Below are 24,793 nucleotides of genomic sequence, written 5' to 3'. Positions count from 1 at the left end.
ATCAAGAGGCAGCACGATGCAAGAACCCAATCCTCCCGCAGCGGCTTACGACGATACCGTCGTCAGGCAGTTCGCCCTCATGTCCGTCGTCTGGGGCGTGGTCGGCATGCTCGTCGGCGTGATCATCGCCTCGCAGCTGACATGGCCCGAACTCAACCTTGGCATTCCATGGCTCAGCTACGGTCGCCTGCGGCCGCTGCACACCAACGCGGTGATCTTCGCGTTCGGCGGCTGCGCGCTCATGGCCACCAGCTTTCACGTGGTGCAGCGCACCTGCCAGGTCCGGTTGTTCGCGCCGGCGCTCGCGTCATTCGTGTTCTGGGGCTGGCAGGCCGTGATCGTGGCCGCCGCCATCAGCCTGCCGCTGGGCTACACCACGGGCAAGGAATACGCCGAACTCGAATGGCCGATCGACATCCTCATCGCGGCGGTGTGGGTGTCCTATGCGGTCGTGTTCTTCGGCACCATCGGCGTTCGCAAGGTGCGCCACATCTACGTTGCGAACTGGTTCTTCGGCGCGTTCATCATCGCCGTGGCCTTGCTGCACATCGTCAACAGCGCCGAGATTCCTGCCGGCTGGATGAAGAGCTATTCGGCCTATGCGGGCGTGCAGGACGCCATGGTGCAGTGGTGGTACGGCCACAACGCGGTGGGCTTCTTCCTCACCGCGGGCTTCCTCGGAATGATGTACTACTACATCCCCAAGCAGGCCGGCCGGCCGGTGTATTCGTACCGGCTCTCCATCGTCCACTTCTGGGCGCTGATCTTCACCTACATGTGGGCCGGCCCGCACCACCTGCACTACACGGCGCTGCCGGACTGGACGCAGTCGCTGGGCATGGTGTTCTCGCTGATCCTGCTGGCGCCGAGCTGGGGCGGAATGATCAACGGCGTGATGACGCTCTCGGGCGCCTGGCACAAGCTGCGCACCGACCCGATCCTGCGCTTCCTGATCGTGGCGCTGTCGTTCTACGGCATGGCGACCTTCGAGGGACCCATGATGTCCATCAAGACCGTCAACGCCCTGAGCCACTACACCGACTGGACCGTCGGCCACGTGCATGCCGGCGCGCTCGGCTGGGTGGGCTTCATCACCATGGGATCGCTCTACTACCTGATCCCGCGCACGTACGGCCGCACGGAGATGTACAGCGTGAAGGCCATCGATGCGCACTTCTGGATCGCCACCATCGGCATCGTGCTGTACATCGCCGCCATGTGGATCGCCGGTGTCATGCAGGGCCTGATGTGGCGCGCCATCAACCCCGACGGCACGCTCACCTACACCTTCGTGGAGAGCGTAAAGGCCACCTTCCCGTTCTACGTGGTGCGGCTGGCCGGCGGCCTGCTGTACCTGGGCGGCATGCTGGTGATGGCCTGGAACGTGTGGATGACCGCGATCTCCGGGCGTTCGGTTCCGGCGTCGATTCCGCCCGTTGCCACTGCCCACGCCTGAGGAACCCGCATGAACCCGAACCCTGAACAAAAGAGCAGCGGCTTCACCCACGAGAAGGTGGAGACCAACAACCTGCTGATGATCGTGCTGATCCTCGTGGTGATCGCCATCGGCGGCATGGTCGAGATCGTGCCGCTGTTCTTCCAGAAGTCGACCACCGAGCCCATCCAGGGCTTGAAGCCGAACACCGCGCTGCAGCTCGCCGGCCGCGACGTCTACCTGCGCGAGGGTTGCTACAACTGCCACTCGCAGATGATCCGGCCTTTTCGCTCGGAGACGCTGCGCTACGGCCACTATTCGGTGGCGGGCGAGTTCGTCTACGACCACCCCTTTCAGTGGGGCAGCAAGCGCACCGGGCCCGACCTGCACCGCGTGGGCGGCAAGTACAGCGACGAGTGGCAGCGCATCCACTTGAACAACCCGCGCGACCTGGTGCCCGAGTCGAACATGCCGGCCTATTCGTGGCTCGAGAAGAACGTGGTCGACGCCGACGCCATTCCGCGTCGCATGCGCGCGCTGCGCCAGGTCGGCGTGCCGTATTCGGACGAAGAAATCGCCCGCGCGGCCGAAGACGTTCGCGGCAAGACCGAGCTGGACGCGACGGTGGCATATCTGCAATCGCTGGGCCTCGCGCTCAAGTAAGGAGCACCCGACCATGATCGACCTCACCACCCTGCGCGTTGCCGCCACCGTGCTTTGCTTTGCGCTTTTCCTCGGCATCGTGGGCTGGGCCTTTGCCCGCCGCAACGCCGCGCGCTTCGACGAAGCCGCCCGCCTGCCGTTCGAGCAAGACTGAAGAAGAGGGGCCCACGATGAGCGATTTCGTCAACAACTTCTGGTCCAACTACGTTGCGGCCGGCACGGTGCTGAGCATCCTCGGATGCATGCTGCTGCTCTGGCTCACGGCCCGCAAGCGCGTGGCGTCGGATGCGGACAACACCACCGGCCACGTCTGGGACGAGGACCTGCGCGAATCCAACAACCCGCTGCCCCTGTGGTGGGTCGGCCTGTTCGTGATGACCATCTTTTTCTCGGTCGGCTACCTCGTGGTCTTTCCGGGCCTGGGCAGTTTCAGCGGACAGGCGAACTGGAGCACCAGGAGCGAGTACGACACCGAAGTCGACAAGGCCAACCAGGCGCTGGCGCCGGTCTACGCGAGCTTTGCCGCCATGCCGATGGAGGACGTCGCACGCGAACCCAAGGCCATGGCCATCGGCGAACGGCTGTTCATGAACAACTGCTCCCAGTGCCACGGCTCCGACGCGCGCGGCAGCAAGGGCTTTCCCAACCTGACCGACAAGGACTGGCTGCACGGCGGCGCACCCGAGAAGATCGCCGAGACCATCACCAAGGGCCGCACCGGCGTGATGCCGCCCATGGCGGCGGCGGTCGGCACGCAGGAAGAGGTGAAGAACCTGGCCAACTACGTGTTGAGCCTTTCCGGTGCGCCGCACGACTCGGTGCGCGCTGGCCTCGGCAAGTCCAAGTTCACGGTGTGCGCCGCCTGCCACGGCATCGGCGGCGTCGGCAACCAGGCCGTGGGTGCGCCCAACCTCGCCGACAAGGTCTGGCTGCACGGCTATGGCGAAGGCGCCATTGTGCAGATCGTCAACGCCGGCAAGCACAGCGAAATGCCGGCGCAGGAAGGCCGCCTCACCGAGGCGCAGATCAAGCTGCTCGCTTCCTACGTGTGGGGCCTTTCGAACCCCGTCACGGGGCCCTGACTTCCGCGGCTGTCTCATCATGGATTCACCCGCCCCCGTTCCTGCATCGGCACCGGCTGCCAGCTCCGCCGCGCGCAAGATCATTCCGATCGTTCCGGTGGAAAGCGACTCGGTCGGCTTGTATGAGGCCACGAAGAAGATCTACCCGCGCACCGTGCGCGGCATGTTCGCGCGCTGGCGCTGGGCCATGGTGTTCCTGACCCAGCTGGTGTTCTATGGCCTGCCGTGGGCGGAGTGGGGCGAGCGGCAGCTGGTGCTGTTCGACCTGGCTGCGCGGCGCTTCTACATCTTCGGCCTGGTGCTGTACCCGCAGGACCTGATCTACCTGTCGGGCCTGCTGGTGGTCAGTGCTCTGGCGCTCTTTCTCTTCACCGCCGTGGCCGGGCGGCTGTGGTGCGGCTTCGCCTGTCCGCAGACGGTCTACACCGAGATCTTCATGTGGGTGGAGCACAAGATCGAAGGCAACCGCACGGCGCGCATGCGGCTCGACGCCGAACCCATGTCGCTCGAGAAGCTGGTGAAGAAGTGGTTCAAGCACCTGGTGTGGATAGGCATCGCGCTGTGGACTGGCTTCACCTTCGTGGGCTACTTCACGCCCATTCGCGACCTGGGCTTGGCGTTCCTCCAGACTCGCATGGGCTCGTGGGAAGTTTTCTGGGTTTTCTTCTACGGTTTTGCGACCTACGGCAATGCGGGCTTCATGCGCGAGCAGGTCTGCAAGTACATGTGCCCGTATGCGCGCTTCCAGAGCGCCATGTTCGACCGCGACACGCTCATCGTCACCTACGACCCGAAGCGCGGCGAGCCGCGCGCGCCCAGGCGCAAGGGTCTCGATCCGCGCAGCATGGCGCTGGGCGACTGCATCGACTGCGGGCTCTGCGTGCAGGTGTGCCCGACGGGCATCGACATCCGCGAGGGGTTGCAATACGAATGCATCGGCTGTGGACTTTGCGTGGACGCCTGCGACACGGTGATGCAGAAGATGGCCTATGCGCCGCGGCTCATCCGCTACGACACACAGAACGGCATGGAGGCCGGATGGACGCGCCGCCAGCTGCTGCACCGCGTGCTGCGCCCGCGAGTGCTGGTCTACACCGCCATCCTGGCGCTGCTGGTGGCGGGACTCCTGGCCAGCCTCGTCGCGCGCACGCCGCTGAAGGTCGACGTGGTGCGCGACCGCGCGTCGCTGGCTCGCATCGTCGAGGGCGGGCGGCTGGAGAACGTCTACCGCCTGCAGATCATGAATGCCACCGAGGAGGCGCGCCACTACCGCATTGCCGCGCACGGCATCGAAGGACTGAGCGTCTCGCCCGACGAGCGCGTCACGATCGATGCGGCCCAGTCGCGCTGGGTTGCCGTGCGCCTGCAGGTGCCCTACGGCGTGGTGCCGTCCGGCTCGCACACGGTGCACTTCGACATCCGGGACGAAGAGGGCGGCGTGCAGGTGTCCGAGAAAGCGGTCTTCCTGGTGCCGCGTTGAAGCAAGGAATCAAAAAATGAAGGCGACAAAGAACAATTGGACGGAGACGGCGGGCAACAAACCATGGTGGCGCTATCCGCTGCTCTGGATGGTGATTGCGGGGCCCGCGCTGGTGGTGGTCGCGAGCTTCGTGACCTTCTGGGTTGCCTGGGGAAGCCAGGATCCGCTGGTGTCGCAAGACTATTACCGACGCGGCGTCGAAATCAACAAGACCTTGGCGGACAAGGCACTGATGCCCGCCGTCACCGGCCGGAACCATGCGACCACGCCCGACGAGGCGGTGCCGGTGCCGCGCCGCGAGGCCAGGCCATGACTTCGTCGCGGCAGCTCATCGGGGTCTTGTGGCCGGCCTTCCTGCTGGCCTGTGCCATCGAGATCCTGGTCTTCGCGATGGTCGATCCGTCCGATCTGCACTGGGGTGGCGACGCGCTCCGCATGCCGCGCCAGGGCGTCTACACCGTCGCCTTCTTTGTTTTCTGGGCCATGGCGGCGGCTTCGAGCGCATTCACCGCGCTCCTGGCCATGCCGCCGTCCCGCGACGATCAACCCGGGCCTCCACAATGAGCTCGACTTCCACCGCCTTTCTCGACCGCCCCGTCGTTCCAGCCGCGGCGCCCCTGTCGACCGCCTTGCTGCGGCAGTTCGACGTCGCGGGGCCGCGCTATACCTCGTACCCGACGGCCGACCGTTTCGTGGACGCCTTCGATGCCGACGATTACGCGCTGGCGCTGCAGGGCCGGCGCGATGCGGGCGCGTCGGCGGCGCCGCTGTCGCTGTACGTGCACATCCCGTTCTGCGAATCGCTGTGCTACTACTGCGCCTGCAACAAGATCGTGACGAAGCATCACGAGAAGGCCACCCAATACCTGGCCTATCTGGCGCGCGAAGTCCGGCTCCAGGTTGCGCAGCTCGGACGCGGCACCACCGTGAGCCAGCTGCACCTGGGCGGCGGCACGCCCACGTTCCTGAATGATGCCGAGCTGAGCCAGCTCCTTGCCATGCTGCACGAGGCCTTTGTCTTTCTTCCCGGCGGCGAGCAGTCCATCGAGATCGATCCGCGCACCGTCGATGCTGCGCGGCTCGCGCACCTGGCGTCGTTGGGCTTCAACCGGCTGAGCTTCGGCGTGCAGGACTTCGATCCCGACGTACAGAAGGCTGTGCACCGCATCCAGCCAGCGCACCAGGTGTTCGACCTGATGGCCGAGGCGCGCGCGCTGGGCTTCCAGTCGATCAACGTCGACCTGATCTATGGCTTGCCCCGCCAGAACGAGGCGTCGTTCGACCGCACGATGGCGCAGATCTGTGAACTCCGGCCCGACCGCATCGCGCTGTATGCCTACGCGCACCTGCCCGAGCGCTTCAAGCCGCAGCGGCGCATCGCCGCGGACGAGCTGCCCGATGCGGCGGCGCGGGTGCAGATGCTCGCGCGCGCCGTAGCCACGCTCACCGATGCCGGGTACGTCTACATCGGCATGGACCATTTCGCACTGCCGGACGACCCCCTTGCGGTGGCCAAGCGGGAAGGGCGGCTGCATCGAGACTTCCAGGGCTACAGCACCCAGCCCGACGGCGACCTGGTGGCGCTCGGTGTTTCCGCCATCGGCCGCATCGGTGCCACCTACAGCCAGAACGTGAAGACCATCGACGCGTACTACGACCTGCTCGACCAGGGCCGGCTGCCCGTGGTCCGCGGGCTTGCGCTTTCGCGCGACGACGTGTTGCGGCGTGCGGTGATCATGGCCCTGATGTGCAGGGGGCACGTCAATTTCGACGCCATGAGCGAAGCGCACCGGATCGACTTTCGCCACTACTTCGCCACCGAGTTCGCGGCGCTCGGGCCGCTGGTGGCACAGGGCTTGGTGCGGATGACCGACCACGACATCGACGTGACGCCGCAGGGATGGTTCGTGGTGCGCGCCATTGCCATGGTGTTCGACCGGTACTGCCGCGAGAACCGCACCCGTTTTTCGCGCGTGGTCTGAAAACATGCAGACCGGGCTGGCCACTGCTGCGTTGCTGATGGGCCTGGCGGGCGGGCCGCACTGCGTGGCCATGTGCGGCGCGGCGTCGGCCGCCGTGATCCGCATCGTGCCCGTGTCGGCCGCTGCCTCGGCGGTTGCCGGAGTCGGCACGGCGTTCTCTTCGCAGGCGGCCTTCCACCTGGGCCGTATCGCGAGCTACGCCGCGGCAGGCGCCATTGCGGCCGCAAGCGTCGACAGCCTCGCCCAGGCCGGCACGCAGGTGGCCGCGCTCAGGCCGCTCTGGATGCTGCTGCATGTGTTCGTGTTCGCGTGGGGCGTGGTCCTCGCCGTTTCGGGCCGCCAGCCGCAGTGGGCGCGGCGCATCGGCCGCACGCTCGAGGCGCGGCTTCGTCCGCTCGCCGGAGGTTCGCCGCTCGGGGTGCTTGCGACCGGTGCCCTGTGGGTCGCGATGCCGTGCGGCCTGCTCTACTCGGCGCTGCTGCTGGCCAGCCTCGGCAACGGACCGCTGCAGGGCGGACTTGCGATGATGCTGTTCGCCATCGGCAGCGGCCTTTCGCTGGTGCTGGCGCCGTGGCTCTGGCAGAAGCTCAGGTGGAGCGGCGGCGGTGGGCCGCAGGCCTGGGGCGCGCGCCTGGCTGGCGCACTGCTTGCGGCCGTGGCGCTGCAGGCGCTCTGGCTGGATATCGGCCACCAGATCGAGGCCTGGTGCCGCTGAACGCGCGGCACTACGGGTGCGCAAGCACCCGGGCCATGGCACGCGCCAGCTCGGCGCGCGTGTAAGGCTTGCGCAGCAGCTCCCAGCTTTGCGGCACTTCCCGGTCGGCCTCCAGCAGCTCCGACGAGAAGCCGGACATCAGGAGAATCGCGAGCTCCGGAAAGCGCTGCTGCGCCTCGGCCGCGAGCCGCGTTCCGCGCATGCCGGGCCCGAGCGCGATGTCGCTCAGCAGCAGATCGAAGGAACCCGCATCGGCTTCCAGGCTCATCAGGGCCTGCTCGGCATTGCTGGCCGCGACCACGCTGCAGCCCAGGGTCGTCAAAAAGGTCTGCACGACCTTGCGCACTTCGGGGTCGTCCTCGACCAGCATCACGCGCAGGCCGGGCGGAATCGCCTGTTCGGCGTCTTCCTCTTCCATGACAGGGGCGGCGGCTTCGTTCGGCTGCGGCAGGAAGAGCGTCACCGTGGTGCCTGCGCCCGGCCGAGTGGCGATGGCAATGGCGCCCTTGGACTGCTTCACGAATCCGTAGACCGTGCTCAGGCCCAGGCCTGTGCCGCGGCCGGCTTCCTTGGTGGTGAAGAAGGGCTCGAACGCGCGCTCCTTCACTTCCTCGGTCATGCCGGTGCCGCTGTCGGTGATGGAAATGGCCACGAAGCTGCCGTGCGCATCGCGGTCGCTCAGCTCGTTGTGCACTTCCGGCGGCAGCGAGCTGCAGGCCTCGGTACGAAAGTGCAGCGTGCCGCCGTCGGGCATGGCGTCGCGCGCATTGATGGCAATGTTCAGCAACGCCGATTCGAGCTGCCCCGGGTCGGCAAGCACCGGTGGGCAGCTCGGTGCGCTGTCGATCGAAATGCCGATGCGCTGGTCGAGCGTGCGCCGCAGCATGTCGGCCAGGGAGTGCAGCATGGCATGCGTGTCCACTGCATGGGGCTGCAGCATCTGCCGGCGCGAGAAAGCCAGCAGCTTGCCGGTGAGCTCGGCGCCGCGCCGCGAAGCTCGCGCCGCCGCGCCCACCAGCTGCTGGGCGTAGCCATCGTTCGCGATGGCGGGCAGTTCTTCGAGCACCTGCAGATTGCCCTGGATCACGGTGAGCAGGTTGTTGAAGTCATGCGCAATACCGCCGGTGAGCTGGCCGACGCTTTCGAGCCGCTGTGCGTGGCTGAGCGCCTCTTCGGTCTGAACGCGCTGCAGGCTGGTGGCCAGCAGGTTCGACAGCGACTCCAGGAAGCGGAGCTCCTCGTCACCGAAGCGCTTGGCCTCGCGCGAGCGCACGGTCAGCACGCCGATGAAGCGGCCGCGATCGTAGAAGGGCACGGCCAGCGCACTGACCAGCCCGGCATCGAGGTACGCCTGCGGCACCGCGAAACGGCGCTCCTTGGCAAAGTCGGCCACCACCACCGGCGCGCCCTGTGCAAACACGAAACCGGGCGGTGTATTCGCGTGGCTGGGAATGCGCGCGCCGATCTCTTCGCCGGGCACGAGACCCACGCCGCTGGCGACGCGAAACTCAAGGCGGCTGTCGTCCAGCAGCAGCACCATGGCCACTTCGACTTCCAGCGCTTCCGCGGCCATGGTGGGCGCATGGTCGAGCACAACCTGCAGGTCGCGCGTGTCGACGGCCAGGCGGCCCAGTTGCGCGAGGTAGTCGCTGTAGCGCGCGCGCTGCAGCGCCTGCTTCACGCGCGGGTAGGCGCCAATGTCGCGGATGGCGGCCACCACGAACGGCAGGCCCTGGCTCTGCAACGGGCTGAGCGCGATCTCGACCATCACCTCGCTGCCGTCCTTGCGCTTGGCGACGAGTTCCATCTGCGTGCCCATGGGCCTCGGGCGTGGTGCCTGGCCATAGGCTTCGCGGTAGGCGGCGTGGCGCGGCCGGATGCTGTCGGGCACCAGGACGTCCACGTTCACGCCCACCAGTTCATCGACGTCATAGCCCAGCAGCTTGGCCGCCGAAGGGTTGGCCAGCACGATGCCGCCGGCCTGGTCGACCAGCAGCAGCGAGTCCGGGTAGGAAACGAAAAGGGAACGGAAGACGCTGCTTTCTTCGACGCCCGAAGGCAGCCCCGGCAACGCGGCAACGAAGGGAGAAGAGGGCGGGGGCGGGTTCATCGGGTCACCCGCGAGCGACGGGCGGAACCAGGATGTAGCCGGCGCCGCGCACCGACTTGATGATCTGCGGATCGTCCGCGTCGGCTTCGATCTTCTTGCGCAGCCGCCCGACCTGCACGTCGATGGTGCGGTCGAAGGGGGCGGCTTCGCGCCCGCGTGTCTGCTCGAGCAGGAAGTCGCGCGACAGCACGCGCCCCGCATGGCGCGCAAACGCGCACAGCAGGTCGAACTCGCCGCCGGTGAGCGCCACGTTCTGCCCTTGCGGATTGGCCAGGCTGCGTGCGGCGACATCGAGCTGCCATCCGGCGAAGCGGAGCTTGTCGGAAGCGGCCAAAGCAACCGGTGCGGATGCGGGCAAGGATGCGTCCGCGGCGTCGCTGGGTACCAGGCGCCGGAGCACGGCCTTGACGCGCGCCACCAGTTCACGCAGGTCGAAGGGCTTGGTGACGTAATCGTCAGCGCCCACCTCCAGACCCACGACCTTGTCGACCGCATCGCCGCGGCCGGTGACGATGACGAGCCCGCAGCGCCAGTTTTCGCGCATGCGGCGCGCAATGGAAAAACCGTCTTCGCCGGGCAGGCCCAGGTCGAGCAGCACGAGGTCGGCCGGATCGGTGCCCATCAGTGCCATCAGCGAGGCGCCGTTGTGCAGTTGGGTCACCCGGAAACCGTGGCTTTGAAGGTAACCGGCCAGCAGTTGCGTGATGTCGACCTCGTCGTCGAGGACCGCGATGTGAAAGGCGGATGTCATTCGGAAAGCATGGATTGGGGCGCTAACGCCACGGCATCGTTGGAGCCGTGCAAGCGTAGCACGCACGCCCCGGCGGTGCATGCCTTTGGTGCATGCCCAAGGGTCAACGTTTCCAGCGCCAGTCCGAGATCTCCGGCATGTCCTTGCCGTGGACGGTGATGTAGGCGCGGTGCTCCAGCAGCTTGTCGCGCAGGTGCTGCTGCACGTGGCCCGCGCTGTTGCGAAAGCGCTCGACGCGGCCGATGGCATCGGCGGCCAGGTGAAAGCGGTCGAGCCGGTTGAGCACGGTCATGTCGAACGGCGTGGTGGTGGTGCCTTCCTCCTGATAGCCGTGCACGTGGAAGTTGTCGTGGTTGGCTCGCTTGTAGGTCAGCCGGTGGATCAGCGAGGGATAGCCGTGGAACGCGAAGATGACTGGGCAATCGGTGGTGAAGATCGCGTCGAAGTCCGCATCCGAAAGGCCGTGCGGATGGGCGTTCGGTGCCTGCAGCGCCATCAGGTCGACCACGTTCACCACGCGCACCTTCAGGTCCGGAAGCATCTCGCGCAGCAGGTCGACCGCGGCCATGGTTTCGAGCGTGGGCACGTCTCCCGCACAGGCCATCACCACGTCGGGCGCCGCGCCTTCGTCGTTGCTGGCCCAGGTCCAGATGCCGAGGCCGACAGTGCAATGGCGCACCGCCGATTCGATGTCCAGCCACTGCGGGGCGGGCTGCTTGCCGGCCACGATCACGTTCACGTAGTCGCGGCTGCGCAGGCAGTGGTCGACCACCGAGAGCAGGGTGTTGGCATCGGGCGGCAGGTAGACGCGAACCACCTCCGCCTTCTTGTTGGCCACGTGGTCGAGAAAGCCCGGGTCCTGGTGGCTGAAACCGTTGTGGTCCTGCCGCCAGACATGGCTGGTGAGCAGGTAGTTGAGCGATGCGATCGGACGCCGCCAGCCGATGCCGCGGCACACCTTGAGCCATTTGGCATGCTGGTTGAACATCGAATCGATGATGTGGATGAAGGCCTCGTAGCACGAGAAGAAGCCGTGGCGCCCGGTGAGCAGGTAGCCCTCGAGCCAGCCCTGGCAGAGATGCTCGCTGAGCACCTCCATCACCCGGCCGTCGGGCGAGATGTGGTCGTCGCCTTCGCGTATCTCGGCGGTCGAGGTGCGCCCGGTCACCTCAAAAAGGGCACCGAGCCGGTTCGACGCGGTCTCGTCCGGACCCATCACGCGGAAGTTGCGGGCGGCCTCGTTGCACTGCATCACGTCCCGCAGAAACTCGCCGGCGACGCGCGTGGCTTCCGCGTCCGTTGCGCCGGGCGCGGCCACCGCCACGGCGTGGTCGCGGAAGAGCGGCATCGCCAGATCCTTGAGGAGCAGGCCGCCGTTGGCGTGTGGATTCGCGCTCATGCGCCTCGGCCCCTCGGGCGCGAGCGCGGCAATTTCGGGTCGCAGGGCGCCGTTGGCGTCGAACAGATCCTCGGGCCGGTAGCTGCGCATCCAGTCTTCGAGCAAACCGACGTGCTCCGGCTTGCCGTCAAAACCGGTCAGCGGCACCTGGTGCGCACGGAAGGTGCCCTCGACCGGCACGCCGTCCACCTGGCGCGGACCGGTCCAGCCCTTGGGCGAGCGCAACACGATCATCGGCCAGCGCGGGCGCTCGCGGAACCCGTCGTTGCGGGCGCGCTGCTGGATGGCGTGGATGTCGTCCATCGACTTGTCGAGCGCGGCCGCCATCAGGCGGTGCATCTGTGCGGGCTCATGCCCCGAGACGAAAGAGGGCTCGTAGCCGTAGCCTCGCATCAGCTGCGCCAGCTCTTCGTCGCCGATGCGCGCGAGCACCGTGGGGCCGGCAATCTTGTAGCCGTTGAGGTGCAGCACCGGCAACACGGCGCCATCGGTCGCCGGGTTCAAGAACTTGTTGGAATGCCAGCTGGCCGCGAGCGCGCCGGTCTCCGCCTCGCCGTCGCCGACCACGCAGCAGGCGAGCAGGCCGGGGTTGTCGAACACGGCGCCAAAGGCATGAAGCAGCGAGTAGCCCAGCTCTCCGCCTTCATGGATGGAGCCCGGCGTTTCGGGGGCCACGTGGCTCGGAATGCCACCCGGAAACGAAAACTGCGTGAAGAGCCGCTTCAGGCCTTCGGCGTTGCGGCCGATGTCCGGGTAGACCTCGCTGTAGGTGCCTTCCAGGTAGGTGTTGGCGACCACGCCCGGCCCGCCGTGGCCAGGCCCGGCAATGAACAGGGCATCGAGCGCGCGGGCCTTGATGGCCCGGTTCATGTGCGCGTAGACGAAGTTGAGGCCGGGCGTGGTGCCCCAGTGGCCCAAGAGGCGCGGCTTGATGTGCGAAAGGCTCAGCTTTTCGCGCAGCAAGGGGTTGTCCATCAGGTAGATCTGCCCCACCGACAGATAGTTGGCAGCCCGCCACCAGGCGTCGAGCAGTGCGAAGTCGGATTGTTCCGCCGCCGCTTTCATCTTTCGACGCCCGGCAACTCGGCGCCGTTCGCGCAGTCGGCCACGTCCGCTGCCGCGGTGAGCTTGTTCACGATGGTGGTGACGCCTTCCGCGCGTCGCACGGCGCGCTCGACCGCGACCTTCAGGCTTTCGCTGGCGACCTTGCCTTGCAGCGTGACCACGCCGTCTTTCACGCGCACGTCGACGTCGCACCCGAACACTGCCGGGTCCCAGTTCAGCTGGGCGAAGACCTCGTGCCTGAGTTGGATATCGGGGTTCATTTCAAACCTTTCAAAAAGGAACACGTGCGGGGGGCGGGGAACGGGCTTCTCACCAGTTTGAGCCGGCCATCATGGTTGTCAACGCATCCTGCATGAAACCCCATGGCCTGTGCGTGCTGACGGCAAGCGCGATGCCTGCAAGCATGGCGCCATGATCGATCTTGCGGCGGGTCTGCGGCCGCGACCTTGACCTGCATCAAGGTCCCCACGCCGGCCGCTTTGCAGAATGCCGCGACTGTTCAAAAGGCCAAAAGGCACTCATGCAAACATTGTTCTTCTCGGGCTTTTTCGATCTCCCATGGTGGGGCGCAGTGCTCGTGGGGCTGGCGCTGACGCACGTCACCATTGCCTCAGTCACCATCTTTCTGCACCGCCACCAGGCCCATCGTGCGCTCGAACTGCACCCGGTGGCCAGTCATTTCTTCCGGTTCTGGCTCTGGTTGACGACGGGCATGGTGACAAGAGAGTGGGCCGCGGTGCATCGCAAGCACCACGCAAAGTGCGACACGCCCGAAGACCCGCACAGCCCGCAGGTGCTGGGCATCAACCGGGTGCTGTGGCGCGGCGTTTTCCTCTACATACGCGAGTCGAACAAGGCCGAGACCATTGCGCGCTACGGCCATGGCACGCCGGACGACTGGATCGAACGCAAGCTCTACTCGCGGCACAAGATCCTCGGCATCGTGCTGATGGGCCTGCTCGACATGGCGCTCTTCGGTGTGGTGCCGGGCGGGCTCATTCTTCTTGCGCAGATTGCGTGGATTCCGTTCTGGGCGGCCGGCGTGGTCAACGGCATTGGCCACTACTGGGGCTATCGCAACTGGCCCGCGCCGGACGCCAGCACGAACATCTCGCCCATCGGCATCCTGATTGGCGGGGAAGAGCTGCACAACAACCACCATGCCTTTCCCACCTCGGCCAAGCTGTCGAGCAAATGGTACGAGTTCGACATCGGCTGGCTCTACATCCGCGTGCTCCAGGCCCTCGGCCTTGCCACGGTGAAGCACGTGGCGCCGACACCGCGGCTTGCGGCGCCCAAGGCCGCCGTCGACCTGGAAACGGTGCAGGCGGTCATCCGGTGCCACTACGACGTGCTTTCGAGCTATGCGCGCTCCCTCAAGCAGGCGTACGCGGAGGAGTTCGGCCGGCTGCGGCGCCTGTCGCCGGCCGAAGCCCGTTCGCTCCAGTCCGTAAAGCGCTGGCTGGCCAAGGATGAGCGCATGCTCGACGAATCGCGGCGCATGCGGCTTGCCATGGCTTTGCGCGGATCGCAGGCGCTCGATACGATGTATTCGATGCGCCGTGAACTGATTGCGCTGTGGAGCCGGTCCGCCGCCACGGGCGAACAGCTCGTCAGGCAAATGCAGGACTGGTGCCAGCGTGCCGAAGCCAGCGGCATTGCGCCATTGGCCGAGTTCTCGAGGCGCCTGCGTTCATACGCTTGACCGGCGGCGGCCCGATGGGCCAGGGGGCAACGCGCAAGCGTGTTGCTTGCACGATTTACCTTCACGAACAAGGAGAGTCACATGTACAGCAACGTTCCCCTGGCATCGGCATGGACCGATGCCTACCTTCGCTCGGTGCTCGACTGGCAGGCGGCCTGCGGCACCAGCGTGCTGCAGGCGCAGCAGATCCAGCTGGGAATGCTCGCCGCCTGGCAGGAGTCGGCCAAGGCCGTCCAGCAGGAGCTGTGGGACCAGTGGACCAGCCGTTTTGGCGGCGGCGTGCCGCTGGACGGGTAGGGCAGCCGCCCGCGGGCGGCCTACTCGCTGGCCAGTGTGCCGCTCGGCAGGGTGAAGCGCTCAGCGTCCGCCTTGGCGTGCGCTTCGGGTGCGCGCACCAGCAGCACCGGAACGTTGGCGGTTCGCAAGATGTGCTCGGCGCTGCTGCCCATCACCATGCGGCCGAGGCCGCGGCGCCCGTGAGTTCCCAGGACGATCAGGTCCGCCGGCCACGAAGCCGCTTCGGCCGTGACCCGGTCGGTAACAGCGCCCCGGAAGTTGTCGCACAGCACCGAATCGGCCTCGACGCCTGCCGCGGCGGCCTTCGCCTTGCCCTCTTCGAGCAGCCGGGTGCCCGCGTTGCGCAACTCCTGGAGCCAGTCGCCCGAGTGGCCTGCATAGGCATCCATCGCCAGGGCGAAGGAGAGCTCGTCGATGACGTGCATCAAGCGCAGGCGCCCTCCGGTGAGCCCGGCAAGGCGAATCGCCTCGCCAAGTCCGTGGGCGGATGTCGAGCTTCCATCGACAGGAACAAGAATTCGCTGGTACATGGCGTCCTCGCTTTGCTTGAGGTTGTGATGCGGCCAGTATCGGGACCGATGCGCGAGCCCGCTTGATGCCGATCAAGAGAATGCGTCGCCGCAAGGGCGAAAAAAGATCGAACCAGATGCGCGGCGTTTGATCTGCAGCAAGCCTGCACGGGCCTGGAACTGAGACTCTTGAGGGACGCACAGGAGCCCTTCATGACCCACGCCACCATTCGCATCATTCGCCAAGAGCACGCGGCACTGGCCGCCATGCTGCGCTCGATCGTCATGCTGCTCGAGCAGCACCGCCGCAAAGGCACCCGGCCTGACTTCTCGTCGCTTCGGGCCATGCTGTTCTATGTCGACGAATTTCCCGAGAAGCGCCACCACCGCAAGGAAAGCGAGCTGCTGTTTCCCAAGCTGCGTGCCAGGACGCCAATATCGCGCGAGTTGATGGACCGGCTCGACAACGACCACGCGTGGGGCGAGCGAAAGATCCGAAACGTCGAGCATGCGCTGCTCGCTTTCGAAATGCTCGGCGATTCGCGGCGCGCAGCCTTCGAGAACGCCGTGGAGCAATACGTCGATTTCTACCTGAACCACATGGCGCTCGAGGAGCGCGAAATCCTGCCGCTCGCCGAACGCGTGCTGACTGCCGAAGACTGGCGCGAGCTCGACGAGGCGTTCGGCCGCAACCGCGATCCGCTCACCGGATATCCACCGGAGCGCGAGTACGAGGCGCTCTTCAGCCGCATCGTGAACATCGTGCCCGCGCCGATCGGGCTGGGCGCCGAGGCTTGATCTGTCGCAAGGCGGCCCCTTTTGCTGGCGGCGAACATCCGGCCACCGAACACGATCAAACCAGAGGGACACCATGAAAATTCTTCTCGCCGTCGACGGCAGCGAATACACCGCACGCATGCTCGACTACCTGGCTGCGCACAAGGAGTGGTCGCATGCGGGCCACGCCTTCACGGTCTTCAATGCGGTGCTTCCGGTACCACACCGGGCCGCCGCGTTCGCGGGGCCCGACCTCGTGCACGGCTACTACGACGACGAGGCACGGGTCGTTCTGGAGCCGGTGCGCGCCGCGCTGACCGCGCGCGGCATCGAGGCGGCCTTTGCACACAAGGTCGGCCATGCGGCGGACGAGATCTCCGCGTTTGCGGAAAACGGAAAGTTCGACCTCGTGGTGATGGGATCGCGCGGGCAGGGCGCGCTGAGCAACCTCGTGCTGGGCTCGGTGGCCATGAAGGTGCTGGCGCGCTGCACGGTACCCGTGCTGCTGGTGCGCTGATCCGGGTCGTCGCCGGCCTTGGCGGCCGGCGCGTCCGTCAAGGCTGCGTGAAGCTGACGCGTTGAGCGATCAGCACGCCATCGACCACCGTGTTTCCCACCACGGTGACGCGGCGGCCGTTGGCCAGGTCGGCGACGGTGCCATTCTCGAAGACGGTTGCGAAGCCGCTGGCGTTCACCTGCTGGCCCTTCACCACGAAGCTCGAAGGCGACTGGTAATTGCCGATGGCTCCGATCAGGGTGAAGGCCACCGGCCCGCCCACGCCCGGAATGTTGCGGATCCGCAGCTTCTTCACTACCAGCACGCCGTTGGACATGAAGCCGTCGAGCTCCACCTTGACGCCGTTGCCGATCGAAGTCGAGGGGCCGCCCGTGACGATCGCATTGGACGCATCGATCGGCGTGCCGAGCACCGTAAAGGCATTCAGGCCGGTGTAGTTGGTGATGACGCCAGCCAGCTGCAGGGCCGCGGCATCCTGCCTAGGCACCGCATACCAGCCCTGCACCTTGTTTGCGCTGAACAAGCCCACAATCGGCGCCGCGCTGCCGCGCACGCGGACGATGGCGCCATTGGCCAGGGTGGCTTGATCGATGCCGCCGGAGAACACCGCGCCGCTGTACCGGACCGTGAGCTGGCCGAGCGTGAAGCGCTGGCCGATCAGGTCCAGGTTCTGCACGGTGCCCGTGACCAGCGGCTCGGTCGACGCCGGCTTCAGTTCGACGCGCGTGGCGCGCAAGGTGCCCGGCGCAGAGGGCAGGCCCCAGACCTGCACCACGTCGCCTGCAGCGACCAGCGCCAGTCCGCTGACGTTGCTCCACACGGTGGCGTTGTCGACGGTAACCGTGGTGCCCATGACCACAAAGCGGCCGCCCGTCACGTCGATGGCCGACACGGCGCCGCGCAATTCGGCAGCCGATTCAACCTGCTGCGCCGTGGCGGCAGTGAACTCGCTGTCGATCTTGCCGGCGATGCGCACGCTCATGCCGATCTGCAGTTCGGTGGTGTCTTCGAGGCTGGTGGTTGCGGTGTCGGTGTTGTAGCGCACGCCGTTCAGAATGATGCTGCCCAGCCCGCCGACCGAGCCGACGCCGGTTGCGTCAGCGGTGCTCACGCCGGTGCCGCCCGATCCCACGCCCGACCCGTCGTCGCTGCCATTACCCGCGGTGCTCGTGCCGTCGGTGCCGCCGGTGCTGCCCGAACCATCGGTGCCGCCCGCGGTGCCCGTCCCATCGGTGCCAGTACCGCCCGTGCTACCGGTGCTACCGGTGCTGCCCGCGCTGCCCGTGCTGCCCACGCTACCGGTGCTGCCCGTGCCCGTACCGGCCGAGCTGCCACTTCCGGTGCCCGACGAGCTGCTGCTGAGGGTGCCCAGGCTCCCCGCGGAACCCCCGCCGTCCCCGCCGCCGCCGCAAGAGAGCAGCAAAGCTATCGCTCCGGCAAAGAGGATGCTGCGCATCCATCGGTAGTGGGTTTTCATCGCGTACTTTCTCTTTCTTCTTCCCGCTTGAGGGCGACGGCCGGCGCATTTGGCGCCGCCTCGTCTTCATAGTAGGTGTAGATCCCGACGCGGATGCGCCCCTTGGCGCCGCTTGGAGCCCGATCGACCGCGCGCGTCATTTCGCCCACCAGGTCAAGGTGCATGGCAGACCAGCGTTCGCGCACCATCTGATGGATATTTTCGCAATCCTGCACGCTGAGGCCGCGCGCAAACACCGCGCGCTCGAGCATCCGCGGCTCCTCGCCCAGGGTGTTGGACACCGCGGCCAGCAGGTGATCGCGGCCATTGTCCCCAAGAAAGGCCAGCATTGACTGCAGGTCGCCCTCGGGCACGAAGCCATCGACCTTGAGCTCGGCGCAGCCGTCCTCTTCGGCCACCATGTTCAGGCGCACCAGTTCGTCCAGGATGGCGCGATGGTGCACATTGCCGCGGCTGCCGAGCTTGGCCATTGTTTCGAAGGAGGGCGCACCGGCCCCATTGGCGGTGATCGGCAGGCGCTGCAAGGCCTGGTTTTCCGACACCAGCTGCAGCCACAGCGTGAAAGTCTTGGCCGCGGCCGAAAGTTCGGTGTGGGGCAGGGCGTCCACGGTCTCGCGCACCTTGGCGGTCACGGCCTTGCGATTCAGCCCGGTGGTGATGGACAGCTGGCTGATATTGGGTTTGGCCACCCCTTGCTTCCGCCAGGAACGCGTGGCTTCCTCCAGCAACAGGTCACGCAGCAAGACTTCCAGGTGCGGATGTTTCACCCCCATGGCAAGGGCGAGCCTGACCACCGGCCGCATGATGCGGGCGCAGGCGGCAAGAGCCCAATCCAACTGGTGTTCCATGAAGCGAAAGCGGTTTTTGGTAGTGCAGGTTGCGGCGCAGCAATTCCGGCCTCAAGGGCCTGGAAATCGCGTAGCTTGGTGCACTATTGTCCTCGTCTCCGCGAAGATGTGACAAAAAATCCGCACTAAGGTGTTCAAACGGGGTGGACCCTCATGAAGTGCGTTGGACAACGTCGTCCCGCCACGTCCCGTTGTCCTGTGCAGGGGGAGGAAGCTTCCGACTATCGGACGCTGGTGCCGTCCTACGCTTGAGTCCGGCGCAGCTCCCAGAATCGATTCGTTCCAACTTATGTTCCTTGGGCGCTTTGGCGAACAGGGGCCAAGAGACATGAATATAACCACGGCAAAACGCTTGCACGGCCAAGGAGTCCCCCATGACCACTGAAACATCGGACAAGGCATTTCCCTTTCCCACATCCAAGAACCACGGCAAGCCCGCCAGCGAGCCGGCCAAGCCGGTCGAGCAGGCGCCCAGCGAAGAAGCGCTGGACAGCGGGGTCGAAGAGTCCTTTCCCGCGAGCGATCCGGTCTCCGTCACCGTGACGAAGGTCAAGCTGCCCAAGGCGCCACAGGACAAGGCGGAGGAGGCGCGTAACTCGGACACAAAGAGGTAGGGGGAGGGTAGAGGTAGCCCGTTTACTTGGCGCTTCTCTTCTCCTACACAGTGCCGCGCCGCAAGCTGACCCGCCGCGGCCGGCAACGACCTAGCTTTCCTGAAGTCGGGCACTCGGTCCGGCATGGCCTCTTTCTTCCGGCATTGCCGGCTTTCTTCAGGAGACACGACCATGAACAGCACTTCCAGACTTCTTGCCGCACTCGCGCTCGGTGCCGCAGGCGCGGCGTTCGCGCAGGGCAATCCGCCGACCACGGCGCCGGCAAACCCGGCCACCGCGGCCGGCCAGCAAAATCCTTCGGGCGGCCCGATGGGCACCACTGGCGTGACCCCGGAAAGCGGCACCGCCGCCCGGACCACCACTCCGCCCACGGTTCAAAGCTCTCCCGACACGAGCAGCAGTTCCAGCACGACCATGGCGGCCTCGGGCGACACGCCCGCCATGCGCCGCGCACGTGCCGACCGCAACTGAGCGCGGCTGACCACCCCGCTACGAAACGCGGCGCAGCCATGATTGCCGTGAGGCCTGGAACCGGCGCAGCGAGCAGGCCGCTGGCCGTGCTCGCTGCGGTCCTTCTCGCGTTCGCCCGAATCCCCTTGGCGGCGGCGGCGGAAGATGCGCAATGGCTCGCCCGGGCCGCCGTTGCGGCGGCGGACAACCGGAGCGCGCCTTTCGCGGTCATCGACAAGCGCAATGCGCGTGTCTTCGTCTTCGACGCCACGGGCCGGCTGCGGGCTTCATCGCCGGTACTCCTGGGCCTCGCTCGCGGCGACGATTCGGTGCCGGGCATCGGCGAACGCGCAATGTCCGAGATACGGCCTGAAGAGCGCACGACGCCCGCCGGGCGTTTCGAGACGGAGCCGGGCCTCAACACCAAGGGCGAGGACATCGTCTGGATCGACTACGACGCGGCCGTTTCGATGCACCGCGTGCGTGCCACCCAAAAGTCGGAGCGCCGCCTGCAGCGGCTGGCCTCGCCAACCGTGGCCGACAACCGCATTTCGTACGGCTGCATCAACGTGCCGGCGGCCTTTTACGACGCCTACATCCAGCCCGTGCTGGGTAGCCGCCGAGGGGTCGTGTATGTGCTGCCCGAAACCATGGCGGCACAGAAGCGCTTCGATTTCCTCGGCCGGCCGGAACAGAAGCTGACGCGACGCGGGCTCAGCCCCGCAGGCTGATTGCGCCAAGCAGCACCACCAGCGCAATGCTCAGGAGCAAGGTGGCGCATTTCCAGAACAGCACCGGATTCTTCTCGACAAGAGGCGTGCCGCGCCGGTTCAGAAAATCCGGGTGGGGCTGCCGCAGGTCCTGCACGAATTCCGACAATGCCTCATGGCGCTTGAGCGGATTGGGATGCACGGCCTTGCGCAGCACTTCGTCGATCCATGCCGGAATGGCACGCTGCGCGTCCAGCGCGGACCGGTACTGCAGGTTGCGCTGATCCGCGCGCGTCCGGATGCGCGCGACCTCGGCGCCGTAGGGCAACCGACCGGTCAGCATCTGGTAGACGATGACGGCCAGCGAGAACAGGTCGGATCGCGCCGAGCCGCCTTCGCCCAGAAAGTATTCGGGCGCGGTGTACTGCACCGTGCCCAGTATCTGGTCGGGCTCGACCAGCCTGCTGTCGCCGAGGCCCGCCACCCAGGCCGATCCGAAGTCGATGATGCGCACGGTGCCGGTGCGGTCGATCATCACGTTCTCGGGCCGCAGGTCCTGATGCAGCATTTCCATGCGATGGAACGCCTGCAATCCCTTGGCGAGCTGCTCCACGATGCCGCGCACCGACTCCAGGCTGGGCCGCGGGTTGTCGACCATCCATTGCGCCAGCGTCTGCCCGTCGACGAACTCCATGGCCACATAGAGGTAGTTGCGCTTGCGGTCCGGAACATGCGGTTTGAGCACGTGTGCGCTGGCTATGCGCCGCGCCACCCACTCTTCGAGCAGGAAGCGGTCGAGGTGGGCCTCGTCGTTCTGCAGGTCGATGGACGGCGTCTTGAGCACCACGCTCTGGCCCGAGTCGTCGTCCACCGCCAGGTAGATGTGGCTGCGGTGGCTGCGGTGCAGGTCGCGCACGATCGTGTAGCCGTCGAAGCGCATGCGCGCATCGAGCACGGGCGGCAGCTGGAGTGCCGCGCGCTGTGCCTGCAGTTCGTTCAACTCGCCGTCGGGAAGCGCGTCGATCCGGACGACCTGCACCGTCAGGTTGTCGGGGCTGCCGCGCCGATAGGCTTCTTCGGCGATGCTTCTTGCCGCGGCGTCGAGGTCTTGCGGATGAGCCGCCAGGGCCGCACCGATGGCGGCGGCGTCCATGTGTTCATGGACGCCATCCGACGTCAGCAGGAAGACATCGCCTTTCTCGACGGCCACGGCCTGGTAGTCGATTTCGATATGCGGGCCGACGCCGAGCGCCCGGCTCAGATAGCTATGCCCGTCGGCCACCACCACCCGATGGTCTTCGGTCAGTTGCTCGAGCGCCTCCGCGTGCCAGCGGTAGACGCGCGTGTCGCCCACGTGAAAGACGTGCGCCGTGGCCGACCGGATGACCAGGGCGCTGAAGGTGCAGACGTAGCCGCGGTCCTTGTCGAAGCGGCCGCCGCCGTTCTGGGTCTGTGCGTGCAGCCAGGCGTTGGTGGCGGTGAGCACGCGCTGCGCCGAGCGGCTCACGCTCCATGCGTCCGACGTGCAGTAGTAGTCGGTCAGGAAGCTGCGGACCGCCGCCTCGCTGGCCACGTGGCTGACGTCGCTGCTGCTGATGCCGTCGGCAATGGCGATGGCCACGCCCTTCGTGTGGCGGGTGGGCGCCTCCGGCAGGGCGGCGCCGTGGAAGTCCTGGTTGGCGTCCTTGCGTCCCTTGTCGGAATGCTGTCCGATCGATATCGCGAGTCCGGGACGCATCGTGGCGCGACGATGGCGGTCGGGTGGCTTAGCGGGGGACGCGCTTGGGCGCCGTCCGCACGTGGGTGGCGTAGAGCGTCAGGCCGGTGAACGACAGGCCGCCGATGAGGTTGCCCAGCACGGTCGGGATCTCGTTCCAGATGATGTAGTCCATGATCGAAAAATTGCCGCCCATGAGCAGTGCCGACGGGAACAGGAACATGTTGACCACCGAGTGCTCGAACACCATGAAGAAGAACACCATGATGGGCATCCACATGGCCAGCACCTTGCCGGTGACGGAGGTGGAGATCATCGCACCCACCACGCCGGTGGACACCATCCAGTTGCACAGCATGCCGCGCACGAACAGCGTCAGCATGCCTGCCGCGCCGTGGTTGGAGTAGCCGACCGTGCGTGCCTCGCCGATGGTGGCGATCACCTGGCCCACCTTGTCGGGCGGGCTCGTGAAGCCGAAGGTGAAGACGATGGCCATGAGCACGGCCACGAGGAAGGCGCCAAGGAAGTTGCCGACGAAGACGAGGCCCCAGTTGCGCAGCACGCCGCCCATGGTGACGCCGGGCCGCTTGTCGATGAGCGCGAGCGGCGTCAGCACGAAGACGCCGGTCAAGAGGTCGAAGCCGAGCAGGTACAGCATGCAGAAGCCGACCGGGAACAGGATGGCCCCGATGATCGAATAGCCAGTCTGCACGTTGATGGTGACGGCGAACACGGCCGCCAGTGCAAGGATGGCGCCCGCCATGAAGGCGCGGATCAGCGTGTCGCGGGTGGACATGAAGATCTTGGACTCACCGGCGTCCACCATCTTGGTGACGAATTCGGAAGGCAGGAGATAGGCCATGCCGTTGCTTTGGTTTTGATTGGAGAAGCTGAAAGAAAAACAGGCGAGGGGAGGCCGCCCCCTCAGGCGGCTTTCTCCAACGCAACATGCGCGGAGGAACTTGCGGCGGCCAGCCCCTGCAGCACGTCGCCGACCACGATGATCGAGGGGCTGCAAAGGCCGTTGTCGGCAATGGTGTGCCGGAGCGTCACCAGCGTGCCCACGGCGTGCCGCTGTGAGGGCAGGCTCGCGTTCTGCACCACCACGACGGGGGTCTCTGGCGGCAGTCCGCTCAGCAGTTCGTCCTGGATCGAGCCTGCGCTCGACACGCCCATGTAGATGACCAGCGTCAGCCGCGCCGAATGAGCCGTGGCGGCCAGCGCGCGCCAGTCTGGCCCAGGCGATCCGGGCTTGGCATGCCCGGTGATGAACACCACGCCTTGCGCATGCGCGCGGTGCGTGAGCGGCACGCCGAGCGAAGTCAGCCCGGCCAGCCCGGCCGTGATGCCGTTCACCACCTCGACGTGGATGCCGGCTTGTGCCAGGTGCTCGACCTCTTCGCCGCCGCGGCCGAAGATGAACGGGTCGCCGCCTTTCAGGCGCACCACGTGCTCGCCTTCGCGAACGGCCATGATCATCAGCCGCTCGATGAAGCTCTGCGGCGTGCTCTTGCAGCCCCCGCGCTTGCCGACGTGAATCACGCGCGCGCCGGGCGCCGCCATGGCAACGATCTCGTCGCTGACCAGGTCGTCGACGAGCAGCACCGTGGCCGACTGGATGGCCTTGAGCGCCTTCAGCGTGAGCAGTTCAGGATCGCCGGGGCCGGCGCCGACGAGCGTGCAGCGGCCTTGCATCGGCTGCATGCCCGTGCTGCGGTCGCCGGCCGTTCCGGTGCGCATCGCGGCGGACGGGGAGGTGAGAGTGAGGAGGCTCATGTGTTGTTGCTCGGCGGTGTCAGGCGGCGGAGTCTTCGGCTTGAAGGCAGGCGCGGTTCGTGGGGCCCGCGACGGGGCGCTCCAGCTCCACCGCATGCGTCGCGAGCTCGCCCGCATCCAGGTGCACCACGTCCTCGGTCACCTTTACCGCAAACTTGGGCGTGCAGCCCTCGTCGGGCGACTTGGCGCAACCGTCGTCCAGGCCGATGGCCCAGTTGTGCAGCGGGCAAGCCACGCTGGTGCCGAACACGATGCCCTGGCTCAAGGGCCCGCCCTTGTGCGGACAGCGGTCGAGCAGTGCGAACACCTGGTTGTCGGAATTGCGGAACACCGCCACGTCCACGCCCACCGGGCGCGCCACGCGGCGAGAGCCGAGCACGGGGATGTCCTCGACGCGGCAGATGACTTTCCATTCGTTGTTGTCGTTCATGGCTGTTGCTCCTTCGTTCACGCTGCCTGCGTTGCTTCATCCACCACCGCCACGGGCGTGAACTGCCGCACATCCACCTGTGCCTGGCTCGACTCGAACCAGGGATCGGGCTCCCCATCGAGGGCGAACTGCAGCCGCTCCCACAGCGCCTTGCGCCCGGCCTCGTCCTCCAGGATCTTCTTCTTCACATAGTCCAGCCCGACCCGCCCGATGTAGTGCACCGTGCGCTCCAGGTACCAGCCTTCCTCGCGGTACAGCTGCAGGAACGCGCCCGAGTACTCCAT

27 protein-coding genes and 1 pseudogene are annotated in these 24,793 nt (G+C 66.5%); 16 read left to right on the top strand and 12 right to left on the bottom strand.

The features are described 5' to 3' along the window. Positions 1–16: 16 nt before the first annotated feature. The 9 genes from ccoN to BLR24_RS25445 are packed head-to-tail and all read left to right on the top strand — an operon-like array spanning position 17 to position 7,357. Positions 17–1,456, top strand: coding sequence for a cytochrome-c oxidase, cbb3-type subunit I (ccoN, locus tag BLR24_RS25485; RefSeq protein WP_093022572.1), 1,440 nt, complete (start codon positions 17–19; stop codon positions 1,454–1,456). Between the two features lie 9 nt (positions 1,457–1,465). Next, complete coding sequence (ccoO, locus tag BLR24_RS25480; protein ID WP_093022569.1) at positions 1,466–2,098, top strand: cytochrome-c oxidase, cbb3-type subunit II; 633 nt, start codon at positions 1,466–1,468, stop codon at positions 2,096–2,098. A gap of 16 nt (positions 2,099–2,114) precedes the next feature. Then, complete coding sequence (locus tag BLR24_RS25475) at positions 2,115–2,252, top strand: cbb3-type cytochrome oxidase subunit 3 (protein WP_093022878.1); 138 nt, start codon at positions 2,115–2,117, stop codon at positions 2,250–2,252. Between the two features lie 16 nt (positions 2,253–2,268). Beyond that, positions 2,269–3,180, top strand: a complete 912-nt coding sequence (gene ccoP / locus BLR24_RS25470) for a cytochrome-c oxidase, cbb3-type subunit III (RefSeq protein ID WP_093022566.1) — start codon at positions 2,269–2,271, stop codon at positions 3,178–3,180. A 19-nt stretch (positions 3,181–3,199) separates the two neighbouring features. Continuing rightward, positions 3,200–4,660: a cytochrome c oxidase accessory protein CcoG gene (gene ccoG, locus BLR24_RS25465; protein WP_093022563.1), complete on the top strand. Its 1,461-nt coding sequence runs from the start codon at positions 3,200–3,202 to the stop codon at positions 4,658–4,660. Positions 4,661–4,676: 16 nt separating this feature from the next. Further along, on the top strand, positions 4,677–4,973 hold the full coding sequence (locus tag BLR24_RS25460) for a FixH family protein (RefSeq protein ID WP_093022560.1): 297 nt from the start codon (positions 4,677–4,679) through the stop codon (positions 4,971–4,973). After that, positions 4,970–5,224, top strand: coding sequence for a hypothetical protein (locus BLR24_RS25455; protein ID WP_093022557.1), 255 nt, complete (start codon positions 4,970–4,972; stop codon positions 5,222–5,224). Before BLR24_RS25460 ends, BLR24_RS25455 begins: the two co-directional genes overlap by 4 nt. Further along, complete coding sequence (gene hemN, locus BLR24_RS25450; RefSeq protein ID WP_093022553.1) at positions 5,221–6,642, top strand: oxygen-independent coproporphyrinogen III oxidase; 1,422 nt, start codon at positions 5,221–5,223, stop codon at positions 6,640–6,642. The genes BLR24_RS25455 and hemN overlap by 4 nt, the downstream gene beginning before the upstream one ends. Before the next feature lie 4 nt (positions 6,643–6,646). After that, positions 6,647–7,357 carry a sulfite exporter TauE/SafE family protein gene (locus BLR24_RS25445; protein WP_093022550.1) on the top strand — a complete coding sequence of 237 codons (711 nt, stop codon included), beginning with the start codon at positions 6,647–6,649 and terminating at the stop codon, positions 7,355–7,357. A 10-nt stretch (positions 7,358–7,367) separates the two neighbouring features. Here BLR24_RS25445 and BLR24_RS25440 read toward each other — a convergent pair whose 3' ends face one another. The 4 genes from BLR24_RS25440 to BLR24_RS25425 form a co-directional block, all read right to left on the bottom strand. Then, positions 7,368–9,467: a PAS domain S-box protein gene (locus tag BLR24_RS25440; RefSeq protein WP_093022547.1), complete on the bottom strand. Its 2,100-nt coding sequence runs from the start codon at positions 9,465–9,467 to the stop codon at positions 7,368–7,370. A gap of 4 nt (positions 9,468–9,471) precedes the next feature. Further along, complete coding sequence (locus BLR24_RS25435) at positions 9,472–10,218, bottom strand: response regulator (protein ID WP_093022544.1); 747 nt, start codon at positions 10,216–10,218, stop codon at positions 9,472–9,474. 103 nt (positions 10,219–10,321) lie between these two features. Further along, on the bottom strand, positions 10,322–12,682 hold the full coding sequence (locus BLR24_RS25430) for a phosphoketolase family protein (protein WP_093022541.1): 2,361 nt from the start codon (positions 12,680–12,682) through the stop codon (positions 10,322–10,324). Further along, positions 12,679–12,942: a BON domain-containing protein gene (locus tag BLR24_RS25425; RefSeq protein WP_093022538.1), complete on the bottom strand. Its 264-nt coding sequence runs from the start codon at positions 12,940–12,942 to the stop codon at positions 12,679–12,681. Before BLR24_RS25425 ends, BLR24_RS25430 begins: the two co-directional genes overlap by 4 nt. Before the next feature lie 260 nt (positions 12,943–13,202). Between BLR24_RS25425 and BLR24_RS25420 the strand changes: the two genes are divergently transcribed. Together BLR24_RS25420 and BLR24_RS25415 are read left to right on the top strand one after the other, a co-directional pair. Continuing rightward, a complete protein-coding gene (locus BLR24_RS25420; protein WP_093022535.1) occupies positions 13,203–14,387 on the top strand; it encodes a DesA family fatty acid desaturase in 1,185 nt (394 codons plus the stop codon). Between the two features lie 81 nt (positions 14,388–14,468). Further along, positions 14,469–14,684, top strand: a complete 216-nt coding sequence (locus BLR24_RS25415) for a hypothetical protein (RefSeq protein WP_093022532.1) — start codon at positions 14,469–14,471, stop codon at positions 14,682–14,684. A 20-nt stretch (positions 14,685–14,704) separates the two neighbouring features. On the opposite strand, the gene BLR24_RS25410 is transcribed toward BLR24_RS25415, so the two are convergent. Continuing rightward, positions 14,705–15,214, bottom strand: coding sequence for a universal stress protein (locus BLR24_RS25410; RefSeq protein ID WP_093022528.1), 510 nt, complete (start codon positions 15,212–15,214; stop codon positions 14,705–14,707). Positions 15,215–15,406: 192 nt separating this feature from the next. Between BLR24_RS25410 and BLR24_RS25405 the strand changes: the two genes are divergently transcribed. Both BLR24_RS25405 and BLR24_RS25400 read left to right on the top strand, forming a co-directional pair. Next, on the top strand, positions 15,407–15,991 hold the full coding sequence (locus BLR24_RS25405) for a hemerythrin domain-containing protein (RefSeq protein WP_093022525.1): 585 nt from the start codon (positions 15,407–15,409) through the stop codon (positions 15,989–15,991). A 73-nt stretch (positions 15,992–16,064) separates the two neighbouring features. Further along, a complete protein-coding gene (locus BLR24_RS25400; protein WP_093022522.1) occupies positions 16,065–16,487 on the top strand; it encodes a universal stress protein in 423 nt (140 codons plus the stop codon). A gap of 37 nt (positions 16,488–16,524) precedes the next feature. Here the strand turns inward: BLR24_RS25400 and BLR24_RS25395 are convergent, their stop codons facing one another. Both BLR24_RS25395 and BLR24_RS25390 read right to left on the bottom strand, forming a co-directional pair. Then, a complete protein-coding gene (locus BLR24_RS25395) occupies positions 16,525–17,964 on the bottom strand; it encodes a DUF5666 domain-containing protein (protein ID WP_093022520.1) in 1,440 nt (479 codons plus the stop codon). Then, positions 17,961–18,812 (bottom strand): DUF6502 family protein, encoded by an 852-nt coding sequence (locus tag BLR24_RS25390; RefSeq protein ID WP_093022517.1) that lies wholly within the window; start codon positions 18,810–18,812, stop codon positions 17,961–17,963. The genes BLR24_RS25395 and BLR24_RS25390 overlap by 4 nt, the downstream gene beginning before the upstream one ends. 374 nt (positions 18,813–19,186) lie before the next feature. Here BLR24_RS25390 and BLR24_RS25385 point away from each other — a divergent pair, with 374 nt between their 5' ends. The 3 genes from BLR24_RS25385 to BLR24_RS25375 all read left to right on the top strand — a co-directional run bounded on the left by BLR24_RS25385 (position 19,187) and on the right by BLR24_RS25375 (position 20,607). Next, positions 19,187–19,426, top strand: coding sequence for a hypothetical protein (locus BLR24_RS25385; RefSeq protein WP_093022514.1), 240 nt, complete (start codon positions 19,187–19,189; stop codon positions 19,424–19,426). Positions 19,427–19,597: 171 nt separating this feature from the next. Then, entirely contained in the window at positions 19,598–19,897 is a 300-nt protein-coding gene (locus tag BLR24_RS25380) for a proteophosphoglycan ppg4 (RefSeq protein WP_093022510.1), read from the top strand. A 38-nt stretch (positions 19,898–19,935) separates the two neighbouring features. Continuing rightward, positions 19,936–20,607: a L,D-transpeptidase gene (locus tag BLR24_RS25375; protein ID WP_093022507.1), complete on the top strand. Its 672-nt coding sequence runs from the start codon at positions 19,936–19,938 to the stop codon at positions 20,605–20,607. Here the strand turns inward: BLR24_RS25375 and BLR24_RS25370 are convergent. The 5 genes and pseudogenes from BLR24_RS25370 to BLR24_RS25350 form a co-directional block, all read right to left on the bottom strand. After that, on the bottom strand, positions 20,591–22,324 hold the full coding sequence (locus tag BLR24_RS25370) for a bifunctional protein-serine/threonine kinase/phosphatase (protein WP_093022504.1): 1,734 nt from the start codon (positions 22,322–22,324) through the stop codon (positions 20,591–20,593). The two genes, BLR24_RS25375 and BLR24_RS25370, sit on opposite strands and share 17 nt — an antisense overlap. Before the next feature lie 28 nt (positions 22,325–22,352). Next, positions 22,353–23,165 carry a formate/nitrite transporter family protein gene (locus BLR24_RS25365; protein ID WP_093022500.1) on the bottom strand — a complete coding sequence of 271 codons (813 nt, stop codon included), beginning with the start codon at positions 23,163–23,165 and terminating at the stop codon, positions 22,353–22,355. A gap of 62 nt (positions 23,166–23,227) precedes the next feature. Beyond that, positions 23,228–24,043, bottom strand: coding sequence for a uroporphyrinogen-III C-methyltransferase (gene cobA, locus BLR24_RS25360; RefSeq protein WP_175543347.1), 816 nt, complete (start codon positions 24,041–24,043; stop codon positions 23,228–23,230). A 55-nt stretch (positions 24,044–24,098) separates the two neighbouring features. After that, positions 24,099–24,509 (bottom strand): nitrite reductase small subunit NirD, encoded by a 411-nt coding sequence (nirD, locus tag BLR24_RS25355; protein WP_093022494.1) that lies wholly within the window; start codon positions 24,507–24,509, stop codon positions 24,099–24,101. Between the two features lie 17 nt (positions 24,510–24,526). Continuing rightward, positions 24,527–24,793, bottom strand: a pseudogene (locus tag BLR24_RS25350) (nitrite reductase large subunit); the annotation flags it as partial.

The organism is Variovorax sp. OV700 (genome assembly GCF_900099805.1).
In the GTDB taxonomy this organism is placed as follows: domain Bacteria; phylum Pseudomonadota; class Gammaproteobacteria; order Burkholderiales; family Burkholderiaceae_C; genus Variovorax.
The sequence above is the reverse complement of the archived record's forward strand: the minus strand, read 5'-3'. Positions and strand labels throughout refer to the sequence as shown.